The organism is Thiemannella venezuelensis (assembly GCF_014203605.1).
In the GTDB taxonomy this organism is placed as follows: Bacteria; Actinomycetota; Actinomycetes; order Streptosporangiales; family Streptosporangiaceae; genus Planomonospora_A; species Planomonospora_A venezuelensis.
This window is the reverse complement of sequence record NZ_JACHJJ010000033.1, coordinates 1-16998: the sequence shown is the minus strand read 5'-3', so window position 1 is coordinate 16998 and position 16998 is coordinate 1. Positions and strand designations below refer to the sequence as shown.

The window sequence follows — 16998 nt, the reverse complement described above, 5'->3', positions numbered from 1 at the left end:
GCGCGACCGGGGCGGAGCCGTACGGGCGGCTCAGCCCGCGACCGCGTAGCCGGCCTCCTCGATGGCGGCGCGGACGGCCGCGTCGTCCGGGGAGTCGCCGGTCACCTCGACCCGGCCGGACTCCAGGTCGACCTCGACGCCGGTGACGCCGGGGACCTCGCCGACCTCCTCCTTGACCGAGCTCACGCAGTGGCCGCAGGTCATGCCGGTGACGGTGTATGTGGTCACGCTCATCGCGCCCCTCCAATGTCCTGAGTTACCCACCCAGGGTATACCTCAGGACGCGGTCCGGCCGATGATCTGGCGCAGATCGGTGGCGCCGTGGCGGCGCATGCGCCGGGCGAGCCGCCGGTGGATGCGGTGCGCCCAGAGCGGCCCCTCGTAGATCAGCGCGGTGTAGCCCTGGACCAGCGTGGCCCCGGCGAGCAGGCGCTCCCAGACGTCGTCGACGTCCTCGACGCCGCCGACGGAGACGAGGGTGAGCCGGTCGCCGACCCGGGCGCGCAGCCTGCGGAGCACCTCCAGCGAGCGCGCCTTCACCGGCCGTCCGGACAGGCCGCCGGTCTCGGTGCTGGCCACGCCCTCGCGGCCGATCGTGGTGTTGGTCGCGATGATGCCGTCCAGGCCCAGTTCCAGGGCGAGGTCGGCGACGGCGTCCACGTCCTCGTCGGCCAGATCAGGAGCGATCTTGACGAGCAGCGGGGTGCGCTTCGGCGTGCCGTCGGCGACCTCCTTGACCGCCTGGAGCAGCGGGCGCAGCAGCTCCACGGCCTGGAGGTTCCGCAGACCGGGGGTGTTCGGCGAGCTGACGTTGACGACCAGGTAGTCGGCGAGCGGGGCCAGTTCCCTGGCGCTGGCCACGTAGTCGGCCGCGGCCTCGGACTCGGGCACCACCTTGGTCTTGCCGATGTTGACCCCGACGATCGCCGGGACCCCTCGGGTCCTGCGCAGCTTCCCGGCCGCGGCGGCGGCGCCCGCGTTGTTGAAGCCCATCCGGTTGATGACCGCCCGGTTCGCGGGCAGCCGGAAGAGCCGGGGCCGGGCGTTGCCGGGCTGGGCGTGGGCGGTGATCGTGCCCACCTCGACGTGGCCGAAGCCGAGCGCGGACATCGCCTCCACGCACCCGGCGTCCTTGTCGAAGCCCGCCGCGAGCCCGAACGGGCCGGGGAAGTGCACGCCGAACGCCTGCACCCGCAGGACCGGGTCACGCGGGGCGAGGCGCCGGTGGACCAGTTTCCTGACCACCGGAGCCACCGACAGGAGCCGGAGCCCGCGGACCGTCAGGTGGTGCACGTCTTCGGCGTCGAAGCGGCTGAGGATCTGCGTGAAAACGAATCGATACATCACCGGCCAGGTTAGTCCCCCGGCGGGGTGCGGCCCGCGCCGACCACCCCTTCGATCGACAGGTACCGGTCGAACGACAGGAGCCGGAGCAGCCGCACCACGGGAGCCGAGGGGCGCATGACGACGAGCCTCCCGCCCCGCTCCCGCACGCGCGCGTCGGCCCGGAGCAGGCTCCGGGCGCCCGCGCAGTCGAGGAAGGCCACGCAGGACAGGTCGAGCTCCACCCTGGCCGCGCGGGTCTCCTCCAGGACGCGCCGCAGCTCGCCGGAGGCGACGGCGTCCAGGTCGCCCTCGACGGCGATCTCCGCGGCGTCGTCGCCGATCCTCCGCGAAGCGATCTGGATCACCCCGGCTCGCCCGCCCCGTCGGCGAGCACCTCGGCCGCCAGGTCGGCCACGCGGCGGCGGCTGTCCCTGGCCTTCTTGCGCAGGCCGGTGAAGGCCTGCGCGGCGGTGAGGTCGTGCTTGCCCATGAGGTAGCCGATCGCGCGCTCGATGACCACGCGGTAGTCCAGGGCGTACTGGAGCTGGTCGGCCAGGGCGCTCTTCTCCTCGGCCGCCATCGCGGCGGTGAGGATCTGCTCGATGACGGCGGCGTAGGCCTGCATCGCCCGGATGTCGGAGTCGTCCCACTGGTAGGGGGTCGACTGGTAGACGTTCAGCGTGCCCACCGGCTCTCCGCCGAGCCGTACCGGCACCCCCGCGACCGCCCGCACACCGGGGTGGAGCCGCTCGGCCAGCTCCGGCCAGCGGGGATCGGTCCGCACGTCGAACGAGGTCACCGCGGCGTCGTTCTCGTAGGTGGACACACACGGGCCCCGGCGGACGCGGAGCTGGGCGCCTTCGAGGCTCCGGCCCGCGTCGTCGGTGGCGACCAGGTAGCGCAGTTCCCCGTCCTCTCCGGCGAACATCAGGCCCGCTCCCGAGTAGCCGAACAGGGTGTCCACGACCTCGACCGCCCGCTCGAGCTGGTGGACGATCCCCGTGGCCGGGACGGTCATCTGAAGCCCTCTGAGGCTCGCGACCAGCGCCTCCTGGTCAATGTGCGTCATATGTGTGGCGCCTTTCACAGCGTCTGACCTAATGCTGACCTGAGATCTACGACTGCCCTGAGAACGGGGACTTATGGGCGAGCGCCTCCAGGACCATGACCATCAGCTCCGCCAGCCGGCGCCCGGCCCGGACCGTGGCGGGCTGCCACTCGTGGCTGACCCGGTCGTAGAAGTCGAGGGAGCCGATCACCCGGTCGTCGGCGTGCAGCGGCACGGAGAGCACCGCGCGCACCCTGCGGGTCTGCGCGGCCACACCGGGGAAACCCGAGGGCCGCTCGGCGTACAGGTCGTTGACCGCGACGTCCGCGTCCCGGGCGAGGCTCTCGATCGAGGGGCCCGAGCCGGTCCGCTCCTGGGCCAGCTCCAGCCGCCGCCCGTCGGCGTCGGAGCCGCCGACGGCGCGGGGACGGTCGTGGTCGTCGATGAGCATCAGGGCCGCGCCGTCGGCACCCAGGGCCTCGGCGAGGGCGTGCAGGGTGCGGTCGACGACGCGGGAGGGCTCGGCACCGTGGGTCATAGCGGGCTTCCTCCATGGCGGGGCAGCTCCGCGGACACAAGGCGGAATGATCTGTGTGTAAAGCGTAGTGCCGCCCGACAGCCCCAGCCAAGCGATTCCGGGAGCGGGTTGACCCGGAAAAGTTCGCATACCACCGTCAATACCTTGTTAAGCATTCGTCAAGCGAAGATCGGCAGGCTGCCCGCATGAACATTCCCTCGCGTTCCACCGCCGTCCGCCGCCGCCGCACCCTGGCGCAGGTCGTGCTCCGCGACCTCGCCGAGACCGGGCACACCACCGTCCCGGTCTGGTGGGAGCCCGAGATCGAGCGGGAGTTCGGCGGGCTGGACGGGTTCCTGGCGGAGCTGAGCCGGCAGTGGTGGACGGCCTACGCCGCGCACCTGGACGCGTTGATCGAGCTCGGCTCCGGCGGCCCCGACCAGGCGTGGCACGAGGTGAGCGAGCAGCTGCCGCACCTGCGGGCCGTCCTCGACTCCTACGCCGGCGAGCCCGCCCTGGCCGAGGCGGAGCGGCGCCACTGCGACGTGCTGCGCTGGACCGCCCGTCGTGAGTGCCGCCAGGCCGCCTGAAGAGCCCGCCCCGCCGTCCCCCGGCCGGCCCGGCCCGATCCGTGGACACAGGCCGTCCCGCGGTCCGACGCATGAAACCGTGGAATCGGGTAGCCATCAATGATGGTCACGTTGCTCGATCACCGACACTCGGACCGCCGCCTGGGCGTGCGGCTCACCCTGGCCACGATCGCCGTCGCACTGTTCTCGGTGCCGTTCGTCGTGCTGCTGGTGCTGGTCATGTCCTCCTTCACCCCGCTGAACGACTTCGACCAGAGCATGGCCGAGCTCTTCTACGGGCACGCGCTGTCCATCCCCGGCTACACGGACTTCCTCGGCGTGGCCACCGAGGTGTTCGGGCCGTGGACCTGGCGCGTCCTGGCGGTGCTGGCGGCGGTCTGGCTCTGGGTGCGGGGCTGGCCGCGCCTGGCGGTCTGGTCGGTCGTCACGATCACCGCCAGCGGCCTGCTCAATCTGGCGATGAAGGAGTTCGTCGACCGGGCCCGCCCGATCCTGCCGGACCCGGTGGCGTGGGCGCCGGGCGCCTCGTTCCCCTCCGGCCACGCCATGGCCGCGGCGACGGGGACGAGCATGCTGGTCCTCCTCCTGCTCCCCCTCCTGCGGCACCGGGGCACGCGCCTGCTCGCCTGGGCGGTCGCGATCGCCGTCACCGTCTTCGTCGCCTACAGCAGGGTCGCGCTCGGCGTGCACTGGGTCAGCGACGTGGTCGCCGGGGTGGCCCTGGGATTCTCGACGGTCGCGGCGACCGCCACCGGGTACGAGACCTGGCGCCGCGACGAGGGGCGCAGGCCCGCCGTGCCGTACGAGGAGGGCGTGGAGCCCGAGGCGTCGTGAGCCTCGGCCGGGACGCCGCGGTCCGTACGGCGAGCCGCGGTCGTGGAGACCGCCCGCCGGGGACGGCGTTCCGGACGGCCGCGGCGGCTCCCGGCCGGACCCGTGTCCCGGCGTCCCGGCGTCCCGGCGTCCCGGCGTCCCGGGAAGAGTCTTGAGCGCGCCGCTTTCCCGACACTCGGGGCGGATACTTTCCTCATGGCGTTCCTTGGACGGCTTTTGGGGTAGCTGGTGCCCCATGTCGAGACTGCCGGTCGATCTCAAAGGCGCCCTGCGCCTGATCCTGATGCCGTTGGCCGTCATGGCCGCCCTGACGATCGGCGTCGGACTGCTGATCACCAAGGTTCTGGAGACGACCACCATCGGCGCGAACGACCGGGGGGTCAACGAGGAACTGGCCGACGGCCGTACGACCTTCTGGAGCGAGGTCACCGACACGATGTCGGGGCTGTCCGACACGCCGGTGATCGTCGCCGCCACCGCCGTGCTCGTCATCGTCTTCCGGCTGGTGTTCAAGCGCTGGAACGAGTCGCTCTTCCTGGTGGTCGCCGTCTGGTCCCAGTCGATCATCTTCCTCCTCTCGACCGTCCTCGCCGAGCGGAAGCGGCCCGCGGTCGAGCACCTGGACCCCGCCCCGCCCACCTCCAGCTTCCCGTCCGGGCACACCAGCGCCGCGGTCGCCTTCTACTGCGGCGTGGCCATGGTGCTGACCGTGCACACCCAGCGCCACACGATCCTGAACGCGCTGTGGTGGCTGGTCGGGCTGGCGATCCCGCTGGGGATCGCCTACTCCCGGATGTACCGCGGCATGCACCACCTGAGCGACGTGGCCTGGGGGTTCCTGCTCGGCCTGGTCTGCGTCGCGGTGGCCGCCAACGCGCTGCTCCTGCGGCCCGCGGCGATGGAGCAGCTCAGAAGAGATCGGACGCCTCAGTCACCCTGACCCCCGCCGCGGCCAGCTCCTCCTCAACCTTCCGGGAGATGTCCGCGGCGGGCCCTCCGTCGTCGTAGGTGGCGTGGGCGCCGCGCGCGAGGATGACGGCGTGCCCGTGCCCCAGGGCCGCCAGGGAGGTCTCACGGACGCACCACTCGCTCTGCATCCCGGCGACCACGACGGACGCGGTCGGCGGGAGCAGCCAGGCCAGCCCGGTGCCGGCGAAGGCGTCGGGCGTGTGCTTGTCGACCACGAACTCTCCGGGGCGCACCTCGTGGACCAGCTCCCAGCCCGGTGTGCCGGTGGCGTCGGGATCGTCCTCTCCCCCGTTGTTCCGCACGAAGATCACCGGCATCCCCGCCGCGCGGGCGCGCTCCAGCAGCGCGGTGATCGCGGCGGAGACGGCCTCCGCGGCGGGAACCGGCCGCGGGGGCAGGAGCATGTTCCGCTGGACGTCGATGAGAAGCAGCACCTGGTTCACATGTGAACTCTAGTTCTAATCGGCCTCCGGGAGAAGGACTTCCCGGGGATCTCCGATCCGCCCTCCGGGCGCCCGCCCCGGAGCGGGGGCCGGGGCCGGCCGCACGGGCGGGCCACCGCGCCGGACGCCCGGCGACCGCGGCGTGCAAGGCCGCGCAGGCGGCGCTCAAGCCGCCGGTAAGCGGCACGCCGTATCACTGGGGCACGGCACCCGCACAGGCAGCACGGCGGGTCTGACCCCAGGAGCCCACCATGAACCTCCGCACGGTCCTCTCGGCGACCGCCGCCCTCGCCGCGGCCGCGGCCCTGTCCGCCGCCCCGCCCGCCCACGCCGCCACCACCACCGCGACGAGCGGCTGCAGCATCCAGCCGTACGGCCTCATCGGCGCCCGCTGGGCCCAGCTCGGCGGCGAGAACGGCAGGCTCGGCTGCCCGAGCGCGGCATCCTCCAGGACGGCGTCGGCTGGGCCGGCCGCCGCCAGACGTTCGCCCGCGGCCAGCTGGCCTGGTCCCCCAAGAACGGCGCCGACCTGGTGGTGGCCGCCTGGTCGGCCGACGGCTACGCCTACGTCGACTGGCGCACGACCGATCGCGCCTTCGACAAGTTCATCGTCCGCTGGACCAGCGCCGCCGATCCGGACGGCGTCCAGGAGGACGTCACCGGCGGCTTCCGCGGACGCGTCCGCACGCGCGTCCGCACCAACAGCGGCTACCGCTGGAACCTCAAGGGCTGCGACACCGGCGTCTTCGGGTCCACCTGCCAGAAGACCTGGACCGTCTCCGTCACCGGCTGACGCCTCCGGCCGCCCCTCCCGGCGAGCCGGGACCCGCATCCCGCCCGCCGGAACGCGACGGGCCGGGCCGGGCCACCCGGGTCAGGGGAGGAGCGCTCCGGCGAGCAGCCGTTCGCAGGCCTCGATCAGGCTCTGCCGCTGCGGCCTCGCCCGCTCGGCGAAACCGCGCTGCTCGGCGGCGTACTCGGCCCGCCCCTCCGGCGTCTCGATCCGGATCGCCCGGTAGCCGAGCGCGCTCAGATCGTACGGACTGGCCCGCATGTCCACCGCGCGGATGTCCCGGGCCAGCGCGAAGCAGTCGGCCACCAGCTCGGAGCCCACCAGCGGCGACAGCTTGTACGCCCACTTGTACAGGTCCATGTTGGCGTGCAGGCAGCCCGGCTGCTCCAGCTCCCGCTGCCGCTCCCGCGTCGGCTGCAGCACGTTGAGCGGACGCGCCTGGGGGGTGAAGAAGCGGAACGCGTCGAAATGACCGCACCGCACACCCCGCTCCTCCACGACCCGCGCGACCTGGTCCCCGCCGAGCCGCAGCGGCCAGGCGCCGTGCCGTACCTCCTCGGACCTGTAGACCATCGCCCACTCGTGCAGTCCGAAGCAGCCGAAGTACGGCGGCCGTTCCGCGGTCGCGGCCAGCAGCCGCGCGATCCACTCCACCGAGGCCCCGCGCCTGTCCATCAGCGCCGCGGTGTCGAGCACGGCCCCCTCGGCGGCGTCGAGGTAGTCGCGGCCGAAGCCGTACGCCCCCTTCAGCACCACTCCGGCGCCCGGATGCCACTGCCGCAGCCGCGCCGGCCGGTGCCCGTAGTAGGTGAACAGGAAGTCCTCGACGGGGTGGGTCTCACCCCGCGCCCTGCGCGCCAGGTGCGGCGCCGTCCACGCCTCGGCCCGCCGCCGGTGGGCCTCCGCCCGGGCCCGCCACACCTCCGGTTCCAAAACCTCCACCGCTGAATCGTATGCGCGTCCCCGCGGCAGCGGACCTCCGGCCGGGCCAAGCGCGCCCCGTCCAGGGCCGGCGGCGCGGCCGGGCCCTGGAGGCCTGCGCCGCCCGCCGCGCACTCATACGTCGTATTCGTCGGGGAAGCGGAGCGCGGGCCCGCCGGCCTGGAGGCCGAGGGGGGTGGCGCGGCCTTCGGGCTCCTCCCATTCCTCTTGGCGGCCGAGTGCGGTGAGGTCGAGGTAGGGGTTCGAGGCGTAGGAGAACTCGATGCCGCGGCCGAAGGTGGAGTAGGTGTGGTAGACGGCGTCGTCCACGCGGAGGAAGGTGCTGATGCCCGGGTAGTCGCCGCGCATGGCCGCCGTCCAGGGAGTCCCCACCGCGGCCAGCTCCGCCTCGGTGCGGTGGTTGAGCAGCACCGGGGCGACCCGTTCGTCCACGGTGGCGTGGAAGTCGTAGTTGAAGTCGCCGCCGGCCGAGGAGTACCAGGGAAACGTCCAGCCCATCCGCTCGCGGAACGCGGCGATCTTGTCGTACGGGCTGCGGGACACCGCGACGAGCGTGGTGTTACGGACGTTCAGCTGGGTCGGTCCGGGGATGACGTCGGCGGTGGTGGAGCAACTGGTGCAGCCGACGTCGCGGGGGTGCTCGTTCCCGTCGGCGTCGATGTCGTAGCTCCACATGAAGTGGTGCATCACCAACTGCTGACGGCCTTCGAACAGGTCGAGCAGGCCGGCCTCTCCGTCCGGGCCCTCGAACGTGTACGGCTTGTCCACCCGGACCATCGGCAGCCGGCGCCGGTCGGCGTTCACCCGATCGTACGCCCGGGTGAGCTCCTTCTCCTTCGCCAGCAGTTCCTTGCGGGCGGCGAGCCATTCCTCACGCGACACCACCTCGGGCGGGTTCCCCAGCGACATCTCCGCCTCCTCCGGCTGCTCTCGTTTCGCAGCCATCGAACGGCCACAACCCTAGGAGCAACGGCGCAGACCAGGGGGGACGCTCCCCCGGCCGCCTCGGAGTGTCGCCACCGGGCAGGGGTCCGCGCCGCCGGGACGGCGGCACCGGCCTCGCCATGACCACGACCCGGCTCCGGCCGGCCGAAGCCGGGCCCGGGGCATCCGGTAGATCAAAAAAGCCCCGGCCGTGATCGGCTCGGGGCGTCTTTGCTGCTCAGTTGTGGTGGTCAGGGGCGGGGTCGAACCGCCGACCTTCCGCTTTTCAGGCGGACGCTCGTACCGACTGAGCTACCTGACCTCGGTGGTGGATCGAACACCTACCAGAGCGGTCCTGACGGGACTTGAACCCGCGACCTCCACCTTGACAGGGTGGCGAGCACTCCAAACTGCTCTACAGGACCTTGCTTCGTCCGGAAGTTTGCGCTTCCGTCCGTCTTGCCTTGCTTAGCTTACCAGTTCTTCGGAGGTCTTCGACCTGCCGTTTCCCCGGTGAGCTTTCGCTCGGCCGTGCCCCCAACGGGATTCGAACCCGTGTCGCCGCCTTGAAAGGGCGGTGTCCTAGGCCACTAGACGATGGGGGCTTGTAGGACTTGCGTCCCGCTGCCTGCCGTCTTCCGCTGGAGACCTCTGAAGCATAGGGGACTTTCGCCCCCGATGCCAAAGCGGTTTCCCGGCTACGGCGTTTCGGGGCCGGCGGTCGATCCCGTCGGAGACGGGCCGATCGTCGGCTCCGGGGAAATTGTACGCCCAGGGTCGTTCTCCAGGTGACGCTGGATCTGCACCGACTGCTCGCCGAGCCCTCCGAGGGTGATGTCGTCCCAGGCCCGGAGGCGGTGCGTCTCCCGGTCGAAGTACAGGACGGAGGCCATGACGGGGGTGGGCTCGTCGTGTTCGAGGGCGCGCAGGCCGGCGCCGCCGGTGGAGCCCTGGACGAGTATGCGGGTGCCGGTCGGCAGCAGTTCGGTGGACCGCGCGTGGGCGTGTCCCGCGAGGATCATGGGGGTCGACCCCGAGAAGGACCTGGCGATCGTCGGGTCGTGCACGGCCACCAGGTCGACCGGTTCGAAGGCCTGCGTGAGCCGTGTGGCGTGCGCCCGCCCGAGAGCGGCCAGGGAGTCGGGGTCGGAGTCGACCACGACGGACTTGTCGGGGGTGAACCGGGGGTCCCCCAGCCCGTAGATGCGCAACCCGGCGACGGTCTCGACGGAGTCGTCGAGGACGACCGCGCCCTTCTGCCTCGCCACGGCCCGCTGGGTGGCCCTGGAGTCGTGGTTCCCCCGGACGAAGACGTAGGGGACCCCGAAGTCGCCGATCTCCTCCACGAAGTTGTCCTCGGGGCCGGTGCCGTGGTCGGTGATGTCGCCGGTGTCGACGATCGCATCGATCTTGAACTGGGCGGTGATCGAGCGGATGAGGTTCCACGAGATCAGGTTGAGGTGGATGTCGGAGACGTGCAGAACCCGGATCGCGGTGGGGTCGGCGTCGTAGACGGGCAGGGCCGAGACCGTGTCGTACAGCTGGGAGACGTTGTTGACCAGCTTGGCGAGCTGCCCCCGGTAGGACTCGAACCTCGTCACGATCGACTCGGCGTCGCCGATCAGGGACGGCGCTCCGGCCAGCAGCCCGGTGTACTCCGGCTCCACCACGGAGTCCGGGCGGTACGTCGCGAGGGCCGCCGTGCCGACGCCGGCGATCATGACGACGCCGCTCAGCAGGCCCGCCAGGGCCGCCCGGGGTCGGCGGAAGACGATGAGGCAGCCGATCAGCGCCCCGGCCAGGCCGCCGACGACGACCCGCAGGACCAGCCTGCCGACCCCCTCGCTCAGGTCCTCCTCCAGCAGCCCGGGAAGCCGGTCGGCGAGCCGGGGGTCCTCCAGCATCGCCCTGGCCCGCTCGGTGTCGATGTTCTCCAGGGTCACGCGCAGGCGGATGGGCGCGTCGTGGGTGTCGAACAGGAGCGCGCCCAGGGGGCGGGCGTCGACGACGGTCTCCCCCGTCCAGGAGAGCTCGGCGGACATCCCGGCCTCGACCGGCCCCACGGCGACCCGTACCGGGCCGCCGACGGCGATGCCCAGCCACGCGCAGGCGACCGCGACAGCGGCGATCGCCGTCGCCCGCGCGATCCGCCCCGTCGCGATACGGCGTGCGCCCCGGGCCCAGCGTCTGAAATCCATGCGCCTCCACCCCTACCCGATCTCCCGATAAGTCGGTTACCCCGAAAAGCGGGGCAGAATGGCGATGTGATCGAGGTCTCGCGGGAGAAGTTCGAGGAGCTCGTGGCCGAGGCGCTGGACACGATCCCGCCGGAGCTGACGAAAGTCATGGACAACGTCGTGGTCGTGGTCGTGGACGACCCGCCGGAGCCGGATCTGCTCGGCCTCTACACGGGCATCCCGCTCACGGAGCGTGGCGACTGGTACGCCGGCGTGCTGCCCGACCGGATCGAGATCTACCGCAATCCCATCTGCTCGATCTGCGAGACCGAGGACGACGTGGTCGAGGAGGTACAGATCACCGTCGTTCACGAGATCGCCCACCATTTCGGCATCGATGATGACAGGCTGCACGATCTCGGCTGGTAGCCAAGGTGGCATTACATATCGACCTGCCTCATGCCCGATATTTCCCGACCTGTGATTACAGGCTGCATGAGCTTGGTCGCTTCAGGTTGCGAAACGGCGTCCGACCAGGCACGGTAGGTCACATCACGAATACACACAGTCAGGTTCGCCGACACGCTCACCGGAGTCCCATGGCGGCCACACAGTCCGGGCGGCCGACCGGGCGGCACCGCCGTCCGGCCGAACACCAAGCCACCTACGGCGAGGTCCTCGCCATCGACGAGTTCCGCGCGCTCTGGGCCGGTCAGGCGCTCTCCCTCCTCGGCGACCAGCTCTCGCGTGTGGCCCTGTCCGTCCTGGTCTTCGAGCGGACCGAGTCCCCTCTGGCCACCGCGTCGGTCTACGCCCTGACCTACCTGCCGCCGATCATCGGCGGACCGCTCCTGGCCGGCCTCGCCGACCGCTACGCCCGGCGCCGCGTCATGATCGTCTGCGACGTGCTCCGCGCCGTCATGGTCGCGATGATGGCGATCCCCGGCACCTCGTTCGTCACGCTGTGCGCGCTGGTCTTCTGCGTGGTGCTGCTCAGCGCGCCGTTCTCGGCCGCCCGCGCGGCGCTCCTGCCCGAGCTGCTCGAGGGCGACCGCTACGTGGCGGGCTCGGCCCTGCAGAACATGACCAACCAGGCGGCGCAGATGCTCGGCTTCGCCGTCGGCGGCGCCCTGATCATGGGGATGGGACCGTACCGCGCGCTGGCCCTGGACGCGGCCACCTTCATGGCCTCGGCGCTGATCCTGGTCTCCGGGGTACGGCGTCGCCCCGCGCCCCTGCGCGACGCGGCCAACCGCCCATCGATGTGGACGATGACCCGGGCCGGGGCCAGGCTGGTCTTCGGCGACCCCCGGCTGCGCACCCTGGTGCTCTTCGCCTGGCTCTGCGGCTTCTACGTGCTCCCCGAGGGCATCGCGACCCCCTACGCCGCCACGCTGACCGACGACCCCCAGCAGATCTCGTTCGTCGCCGGCCTGCTGATGGGCGCCATGCCCACCGGGACGGTGGTGGGCGCCTTCCTGTTCAGCCGCTACGTCGGCCCCTCCAGGCGCCTGCGCGCCATGGGCTGGATGGCGATGCTGTCCTGCGCGCCGCTGGTCCTGTGCGCGCTGCGGCCGCCGCTCGCCGCGGTGCTGCTGCTCTGGTTCGTCTCGGGCGTCGGCGGGGCCTACCAGCTCGCCGCCAACGCCGCCTTCGTGCAGTGCGTGCCCGCCGAGCGGCGCGGCCAGGCGTTCGGCCTCGTCCAGTCGGGCCTGCTGGCCGCCCAGGGCATCGGCATCCTCGTCGGCGGCGCCGCCGCCGACGAGCTCGGCCCCGAACCCGTGGTGGCCCTGGCCGGCGCGGCGGGTCTCTTCGTCGCCGCCACGCTGGCCTTGGTGTGGACCGAGTCCCGCAAGGAGATCATCAAGAGGGTTCGCGCGGGGGCGACCGCCTGACTCACGCCTGCGGCTTGGGCTCGTCGCCGCCCTGCGGGGACGTCGGGGTCACGTACTGCGGGGGCACCGACGGGGTGTACTGCGGGGCCGGGTTCTGGTACGGCGGGTGCGCCGGCTCCCGGTGGTCCGGGTACGGCTCGCTGTGGCCGGTGGCCCTGGTCCAGCCCTGCTCGGCCTTGGCCATGCCCTCCCGCCAGCCGCGCTCGGCCTTCGCCCTGGCGTCCAGCCAGACCGGGTTGTCCTTGTTCTTCTCCAGCAGGTCCTGGACGATCGACCGGTCGCTGTCCTCGTCCGGCAGGAGCAGCCAGCCGATCGCGTAGACGGCCACCCCGAACCCGCCGAAGAAGCTGGCGACCGCGAGGGCCGCGCGGATGATGTTCGGGTCGACCCCGATGTAGCGGCCGAGGCCCGAGGCCACACCCGCGACGATCCGTCCGTTCCTGGTCCGGCGGAGCTGCTTCACGCCCGAGAAGTCGTTTTCGTTCATGTATTCAGACTGCCCTCCGGGAAGCCCCGTTCACATCGGGATTCCCCCTGGCCGGACCCTGACCTCCCCGCAATACCCTGGCAGGGTCACCACGGACGAGAGGAACCCCATGGACGACCTCCTGCGCATCGACGACGCCCTCTCCGAGGAGCAGCGGCTCATCCGCGACACCGTCAAGGAGTTCGTGTCCGACAGGGTGCTCCCCCACGTCGGCGACTGGTTCGAGGACGCCTCCTTCCCCGCCCGCGAGCTCGCCCCCGCCCTCGGCGAACTCGGCGTGCTCGGCATGCACCTGGAGGGGTACGGCTGCGCGGGACTGGACGCCGTCGCCTACGGCGTGGCCTGCCGCGAACTGGAGGCCGGCGACTCCGGACTGCGATCGTTCGTCTCGGTCCAGGGCTCGCTGGCCATGTTCCCCATCTGGAAGTACGGCTCCGCGGAGCAGAAGGAGGAGTGGCTGCCCCGGATGGCCTCCGGCGAGGCGATCGGCTGCTTCGGCCTGACCGAGCCCGACCACGGCTCCGACCCCGCCGGCATGCGCACCCACGCCAAGCAGGACCCGTCGGGCGACTGGATCCTCAACGGCGCCAAGATGTGGATCACGAACGGCTCCATCGCCGACGTCGCCGTCGTCTGGGCCCAGACCGAGGAGGGCATCCGCGGCTTCGTCGTCCCCACGGACACCCCCGGCTTCTCCGCCCCGGAGATCCACAAGAAGATGTCCCTGCGCGCCTCGGTGACCTCCTCCCTCTACTTCGACGACGTCCGACTGCCGGCGGCGGCCGTACTGCCCGGGGTCCGGGGCCTGAAGGGCCCGCTGTCGTGCCTGTCGGAGGCCCGGTTCGGCATCCTGTGGGGCGTCGTCGGCGCCGCCCGCGCCTGCCTGGAGTCGGCCGTCGACTACTCCAGGAGCCGCGTCCAGTTCGACAGGCCCATCGGCGGCTTCCAGCTGACCCAGGAGAAGCTCGCCTGGATGTACGTCGGCCTGGGCCAGTCCCAGCTCACCGCGCTCCACCTGGGTCGCCTGAAGGACGCCGGGAGCATCACCCCGCGCCAGATCAGCTTCGGCAAGCTCGCCAACGTCCGCGCCGCCCTGGACATCGCCCGCCAGGCCCGCACGGTTCTCGGCGGCAACGGCATCACACTGGAGTATCCGGTGATCCGGCACATGAACAACCTGGAGTCGGTGCTCACCTACGAGGGCACCCAGGAGATCCACACGCTGGTGCTCGGCGAGGCCCTGACCGGCATCCCCGCCTACCGCTGACGAGTCCCCCTGAGCCCGTGCCCGGCCACGGGGGCGCTCAGGGGGTTCCACCCGCCGGCGCCCCTCGGCGGACCGGCTCCTACAGGCCGACCCGCCGGACCCGGGGCTCGCGCTGCGGCAGGCCGCAGGACCGCCATTCGGGAGCCCGCGCCGCCCTGGCCAGGCGGTCCTCCCACGAGGCCCCCCGGGCCAGGAAGGAGCGGAACAGCTCCGCGGTGGCCCGGGCGTCGACGAGCGCCGCGTGGGCGTTCACCAGGGGGATCCCCGCCCGCTCGCAGCAGGCGGCGAGCGTCCACTTGCCGTAGGGCAGGAACTCCGGCGCGAGCCGCTGGGTGCACAGGGTCTCCGTCACCCAGTGGCTGCCCGGGAGGACCTTGAGGAAGCGCAGGTCGAAGGAGGCGTTGTGGGCCACCAGGACACGCCCGGCGACCCGCCCCCAGATCTCGTCCAGCACCTCGTCGATCACCGGCGCTCCGGCGACCATCGCGCGGGTGATGCCGTGGACGTGCACGGCGCCCGTGTCCCGGCGGGGGTCGATGAGCGAGTGCCACTCGTCGACGGTCCTGCCCTCGCCGTCCAGGGAGACGAGCGCGATCTCGCAGATCCGATCGCCCTTGGCGGGCGAGAACCCCGTCGTCTCCACGTCCACCACGACGTAGCCGCCCCGCGCGGACGTGCGGAGGGAATCGTCCAGCTCTGGCCCAGATCTCGTCACAGATGCCACTCTAGGAAGTCTTCCACCCTCCCAGGGGCCACTTGGGCGAACAGCGTCCTCTCCCGAACCTGGCAACGGACGTCGGTGGACACTATCCTCGGTACGCTGTCTTCAGCGGGGCGTTAGCTCAATGGTTAGAGCTGCGGACTTTTAATCCGTAGGTTCTGGGTTCGAGTCCCAGGCGCCCTACCGATGTTTACGCAGGTCATCGACCCGATCCTGTTGGTGTCAGCGGGGTCGGGCCGGGCCGTTTCCTAGATCATGTTCCCCCGGTGTTCCCGCGTTCCACCACGCCGCGGTCGATTCCCGATCATCTCCATGAGCCGTGCGAGCATTCTGCGCCATCCTGCGGCCATCGAGACGAGGGGATCACAGGTGGCGCGGATCATCGAGCGCACGGCCAAGAGCGGTGCGAAGTCATGGCTGGTGAAGTGGCGGATCGGCGGCGGGCGGAACGGCAAGGAGGACTTCGAGACCTGCTACGACAGGACGATCGCCGAATCCTTCGCCGAACTCGTCGAGGACAACGGCGAGCGGCGGCCACCGGGCTACCCGAAGGGCTGCCACGGCCTTCAGGACCCCCGTTTCCGCGATGACGGCGCCTTGGGCATGCCGACGTTCGAGGCGTACGCGCGTACCGAGTACGCCGCCCGTCCGGGCGCTTCCCCGACGCAGCGGTTCACCTACCTGACCGACGCCGAACGGCACGTCTTCCCGTTCCTCGGTCACCTCCGGCTGGACGAGGTCACCCGCCGGGTACTGCGGGAGTGGGCGCAGCAGATGCTCGCCAGGCCCTCCGCCCGCAACGCCCACCAGCCGCACCGGCCCCTGTCCGACGAGCAGGCCGCGCGCCGGTGGGCGCAGACCTGCGGCCTCGCCGTGAAGCCGACCGGACGTGTCTCACCCGACGTGCTGCGGAAGTGGCGCGAGGCGGGCTCCCCCCGTCCGGCGCGACCGGATCCGGGGACGCTCTCCCCCGCCACGGTCACGAAGATCTACCGGGGTTCGATCAAGCCGGTGCTGCGGGCGGCGATGCGGCAAGGAGACGACGGCGAGCCGCCTCTGCTGCGTTCGTCTCCCTGCGACGGGTTCCGCCTACCGCCCGCGCCGGTGCGCGCCCGCCAGGTCCTGTACGGGCCGGAGGTCGCCGTCTACCTCACGGCGGTCGGTGACGTCGACCGCGACACCGCGCTGTTCATCGTCACCATGACGGCCACCGGCCTTCGCTGGGGTGAGCTGGCAGGGCTACACACAAGCGGCCTGGACGCGGCGGGGTGCGTGATCCACGTCGTCCAGACCTACGCCCGGCTGCTGAACGAGGACACCGGCCGCTGGGAGTGGCGCATCAAGCCGTACCCGAAGGGAAAGAAACGCCGGGACGTGCCGATCAGCGAGGAACTGGCCGGGCTGCTGTCCGGGCGGGCGCAGGGCAGCAGGTCCGACGAGCCGCTCTTCCAGAAGCGGACAGGCGGCTACATCGACTACGGCAACCAGCGCAACGACATCCTGCAGCCCGCACTCGCGCTCGCCCGGGAACGCGGCCTGGCCAAGCACATCACCCCTCACGCCCTGCGCCACACAATGATCACCATGCTCCGGGACGGCGGCGTGGCCCCCGGGGTGATGCAGTTGGTGGCCGGACACGCGTCGTACCAGACCACCGCGGGCTACTCCGGCCGGCAGACACCCGCCCAACGAGCCCTGATCCTCGACGCGGTCCAGCCGGTCCTCCAGGCCGCAGGCCCTCTGTTCGACATCCCGGATGCCCGCGACACGCAAGCAAGCCACCCGAATGCATCGTCGGCATCCTCGGACACCGCGGTATACCTATAGCTATACTCCACGAGTGGCTGGAGACGAGTGGGACATCTACGTCGTGACCGAGGTCCGCGAATGGATCGAGCAACTCGACGACGCCACCCATGCCCGGGTGGTGCAGGCCATCGACGCGCTCGCCGAAGGCGGCCCCGGCCTGGCCTGGATGACTCAGGGGATGGCCGTCCCTCCTGAAGGCTTTCGGCTGATGGAGGTTTCCGCCTGATCGTCCCGTTCGCCGTGGCGGGTGGTACGG

General features: G+C 71.4%; 21 protein-coding genes and 4 tRNA genes. 10 read left to right on the top strand and 15 right to left on the bottom strand.

Translation table 11 applies throughout. The features are described from left to right. Positions 1-30: 30 nt before the first annotated feature. Genes FHS22_RS33270 through FHS22_RS33250 form a run of 5 tightly spaced genes read right to left on the bottom strand, consistent with a single transcriptional unit; the run spans position 31 to position 2912 of the window. Entirely contained in the window at positions 31-234 is a 204-nt protein-coding gene (locus FHS22_RS33270; protein WP_184948167.1) for a heavy-metal-associated domain-containing protein, read from the bottom strand. A 42-nt stretch (positions 235-276) separates the two neighbouring features. After that, positions 277-1344, bottom strand: a complete 1068-nt coding sequence (locus tag FHS22_RS33265) for a quinone-dependent dihydroorotate dehydrogenase (protein ID WP_184948166.1) — start codon at positions 1342-1344, stop codon at positions 277-279. An 11-nt stretch (positions 1345-1355) separates the two neighbouring features. Then, positions 1356-1691, bottom strand: coding sequence for an STAS domain-containing protein (locus FHS22_RS33260; protein WP_184948165.1), 336 nt, complete (start codon positions 1689-1691; stop codon positions 1356-1358). Beyond that, positions 1688-2395: a GAF and ANTAR domain-containing protein gene (locus FHS22_RS33255; protein WP_184948164.1), complete on the bottom strand. Its 708-nt coding sequence runs from the start codon at positions 2393-2395 to the stop codon at positions 1688-1690. The genes FHS22_RS33260 and FHS22_RS33255 overlap by 4 nt, the downstream gene beginning before the upstream one ends. Before the next feature lie 46 nt (positions 2396-2441). Next, entirely contained in the window at positions 2442-2912 is a 471-nt protein-coding gene (locus tag FHS22_RS33250; RefSeq protein ID WP_184948163.1) for a GAF domain-containing protein, read from the bottom strand. Between the two features lie 185 nt (positions 2913-3097). Between FHS22_RS33250 and FHS22_RS33245 the strand changes: the two genes are divergently transcribed. The 3 genes from FHS22_RS33245 to FHS22_RS33235 all read left to right on the top strand — a co-directional run bounded on the left by FHS22_RS33245 (position 3098) and on the right by FHS22_RS33235 (position 5255). Then, positions 3098-3481, top strand: coding sequence for a hypothetical protein (locus tag FHS22_RS33245; protein WP_184948162.1), 384 nt, complete (start codon positions 3098-3100; stop codon positions 3479-3481). Between the two features lie 111 nt (positions 3482-3592). Beyond that, a complete protein-coding gene (locus tag FHS22_RS33240) occupies positions 3593-4315 on the top strand; it encodes a phosphatase PAP2 family protein (protein ID WP_260408538.1) in 723 nt (240 codons plus the stop codon). 235 nt (positions 4316-4550) lie between these two features. After that, entirely contained in the window at positions 4551-5255 is a 705-nt protein-coding gene (locus FHS22_RS33235; protein ID WP_184948161.1) for a phosphatase PAP2 family protein, read from the top strand. Here the strand turns inward: FHS22_RS33235 and FHS22_RS33230 are convergent. Then, complete coding sequence (locus FHS22_RS33230; RefSeq protein WP_184948160.1) at positions 5224-5727, bottom strand: isochorismatase family protein; 504 nt, start codon at positions 5725-5727, stop codon at positions 5224-5226. The genes FHS22_RS33235 and FHS22_RS33230 overlap by 32 nt on opposite strands. 193 nt (positions 5728-5920) lie before the next feature. Further along, the gene (locus FHS22_RS33225; protein WP_184948159.1) at positions 5921-6091 is read right to left on the bottom strand and encodes a hypothetical protein; all 171 of its coding nucleotides are present in this window, start codon (positions 6089-6091) and stop codon (positions 5921-5923) included. A 168-nt stretch (positions 6092-6259) separates the two neighbouring features. Here FHS22_RS33225 and FHS22_RS33220 point away from each other — a divergent pair, with 168 nt between their 5' ends. After that, positions 6260-6520 (top strand): hypothetical protein, encoded by a 261-nt coding sequence (locus FHS22_RS33220; protein WP_184948158.1) that lies wholly within the window; start codon positions 6260-6262, stop codon positions 6518-6520. A gap of 81 nt (positions 6521-6601) precedes the next feature. Here FHS22_RS33220 and FHS22_RS33215 read toward each other — a convergent pair whose 3' ends face one another. The 6 genes from FHS22_RS33215 to FHS22_RS33190 form a co-directional block, all read right to left on the bottom strand. Further along, positions 6602-7462 carry a 3-methyladenine DNA glycosylase gene (locus FHS22_RS33215; protein ID WP_184948157.1) on the bottom strand — a complete coding sequence of 287 codons (861 nt, stop codon included), beginning with the start codon at positions 7460-7462 and terminating at the stop codon, positions 6602-6604. Positions 7463-7576: 114 nt separating this feature from the next. Beyond that, on the bottom strand, positions 7577-8407 hold the full coding sequence (locus FHS22_RS33210) for a DUF899 domain-containing protein (RefSeq protein ID WP_260408537.1): 831 nt from the start codon (positions 8405-8407) through the stop codon (positions 7577-7579). A 224-nt stretch (positions 8408-8631) separates the two neighbouring features. Next, positions 8632-8708, bottom strand: a tRNA-Phe gene (locus FHS22_RS33205). Between the two features lie 28 nt (positions 8709-8736). Then, positions 8737-8811: transfer RNA gene (locus FHS22_RS33200), tRNA-Asp, on the bottom strand. A gap of 107 nt (positions 8812-8918) precedes the next feature. Next, positions 8919-8991 (bottom strand) — tRNA-Glu (locus tag FHS22_RS33195). Positions 8992-9084: 93 nt separating this feature from the next. Beyond that, positions 9085-10584, bottom strand: coding sequence for a metallophosphoesterase family protein (locus FHS22_RS33190; RefSeq protein WP_184948156.1), 1500 nt, complete (start codon positions 10582-10584; stop codon positions 9085-9087). 66 nt (positions 10585-10650) lie between these two features. Here FHS22_RS33190 and FHS22_RS33185 point away from each other — a divergent pair, with 66 nt between their 5' ends. Together FHS22_RS33185 and FHS22_RS33180 are read left to right on the top strand one after the other, a co-directional pair. Next, the gene (locus FHS22_RS33185) at positions 10651-10992 is read left to right on the top strand and encodes a metallopeptidase family protein (RefSeq protein ID WP_184948155.1); all 342 of its coding nucleotides are present in this window, start codon (positions 10651-10653) and stop codon (positions 10990-10992) included. 170 nt (positions 10993-11162) lie between these two features. Further along, entirely contained in the window at positions 11163-12458 is a 1296-nt protein-coding gene (locus tag FHS22_RS33180; RefSeq protein WP_184948154.1) for an MFS transporter, read from the top strand. 1 nt (position 12459) lies between these two features. On the opposite strand, the gene FHS22_RS33175 is transcribed toward FHS22_RS33180, so the two are convergent. After that, complete coding sequence (locus FHS22_RS33175; RefSeq protein ID WP_184948153.1) at positions 12460-12945, bottom strand: PspC domain-containing protein; 486 nt, start codon at positions 12943-12945, stop codon at positions 12460-12462. A 109-nt stretch (positions 12946-13054) separates the two neighbouring features. Between FHS22_RS33175 and FHS22_RS33170 the strand changes: the two genes are divergently transcribed. Beyond that, positions 13055-14212 (top strand): acyl-CoA dehydrogenase family protein, encoded by a 1158-nt coding sequence (locus FHS22_RS33170; RefSeq protein WP_184948152.1) that lies wholly within the window; start codon positions 13055-13057, stop codon positions 14210-14212. Between the two features lie 79 nt (positions 14213-14291). Here FHS22_RS33170 and FHS22_RS33165 read toward each other — a convergent pair whose 3' ends face one another. Beyond that, positions 14292-14927 (bottom strand): exonuclease domain-containing protein, encoded by a 636-nt coding sequence (locus FHS22_RS33165; RefSeq protein WP_184948151.1) that lies wholly within the window; start codon positions 14925-14927, stop codon positions 14292-14294. A 116-nt stretch (positions 14928-15043) separates the two neighbouring features. Here FHS22_RS33165 and FHS22_RS33160 point away from each other — a divergent pair. The 3 genes from FHS22_RS33160 to FHS22_RS33150 all read left to right on the top strand — a co-directional run bounded on the left by FHS22_RS33160 (position 15044) and on the right by FHS22_RS33150 (position 16968). Further along, positions 15044-15116, top strand: a tRNA-Lys gene (locus tag FHS22_RS33160). Between the two features lie 129 nt (positions 15117-15245). After that, positions 15246-16760: a tyrosine-type recombinase/integrase gene (locus FHS22_RS33155; RefSeq protein ID WP_184948150.1), complete on the top strand. Its 1515-nt coding sequence runs from the start codon at positions 15246-15248 to the stop codon at positions 16758-16760. 13 nt (positions 16761-16773) lie between these two features. Further along, complete coding sequence (locus FHS22_RS33150) at positions 16774-16968, top strand: type II toxin-antitoxin system RelE/ParE family toxin (protein WP_221474433.1); 195 nt, start codon at positions 16774-16776, stop codon at positions 16966-16968. The last annotated feature ends 30 nt before the right edge of the window (positions 16969-16998 follow it).

Coding starts and splice junctions, on each gene's coding strand:
- FHS22_RS33270 (WP_184948167.1), bottom strand. CDS start 234: ATGAGCGTGACCACATACACCGTCACCGGCATGACCTGCGGCCACTGC.
- FHS22_RS33265 (WP_184948166.1), bottom strand. CDS start 1,344: ATGTATCGATTCGTTTTCACGCAGATCCTCAGCCGCTTCGACGCCGAA.
- FHS22_RS33255 (WP_184948164.1), bottom strand. CDS start 2,395: ATGACGCACATTGACCAGGAGGCGCTGGTCGCGAGCCTCAGAGGGCTT.
- FHS22_RS33250 (WP_184948163.1), bottom strand. CDS start 2,912: ATGACCCACGGTGCCGAGCCCTCCCGCGTCGTCGACCGCACCCTGCAC.
- FHS22_RS33245 (WP_184948162.1), top strand. CDS start 3,098: ATGAACATTCCCTCGCGTTCCACCGCCGTCCGCCGCCGCCGCACCCTG.
- FHS22_RS33235 (WP_184948161.1), top strand. CDS start 4,551: ATGTCGAGACTGCCGGTCGATCTCAAAGGCGCCCTGCGCCTGATCCTG.
- FHS22_RS33225 (WP_184948159.1), bottom strand. CDS start 6,091: ATGCTGCAGCCGCTCGTCGCGGTGGTGGTGGCGGCGTGGGCGGGCGGG.
- FHS22_RS33210 (WP_260408537.1), bottom strand. CDS start 8,407: ATGGCTGCGAAACGAGAGCAGCCGGAGGAGGCGGAGATGTCGCTGGGG.
- FHS22_RS33190 (WP_184948156.1), bottom strand. CDS start 10,584: ATGGATTTCAGACGCTGGGCCCGGGGCGCACGCCGTATCGCGACGGGG.
- FHS22_RS33180 (WP_184948154.1), top strand. CDS start 11,163: ATGGCGGCCACACAGTCCGGGCGGCCGACCGGGCGGCACCGCCGTCCG.
- FHS22_RS33175 (WP_184948153.1), bottom strand. CDS start 12,945: ATGAACGAAAACGACTTCTCGGGCGTGAAGCAGCTCCGCCGGACCAGG.
- FHS22_RS33170 (WP_184948152.1), top strand. CDS start 13,055: ATGGACGACCTCCTGCGCATCGACGACGCCCTCTCCGAGGAGCAGCGG.
- FHS22_RS33155 (WP_184948150.1), top strand. CDS start 15,246: ATGAGCCGTGCGAGCATTCTGCGCCATCCTGCGGCCATCGAGACGAGG.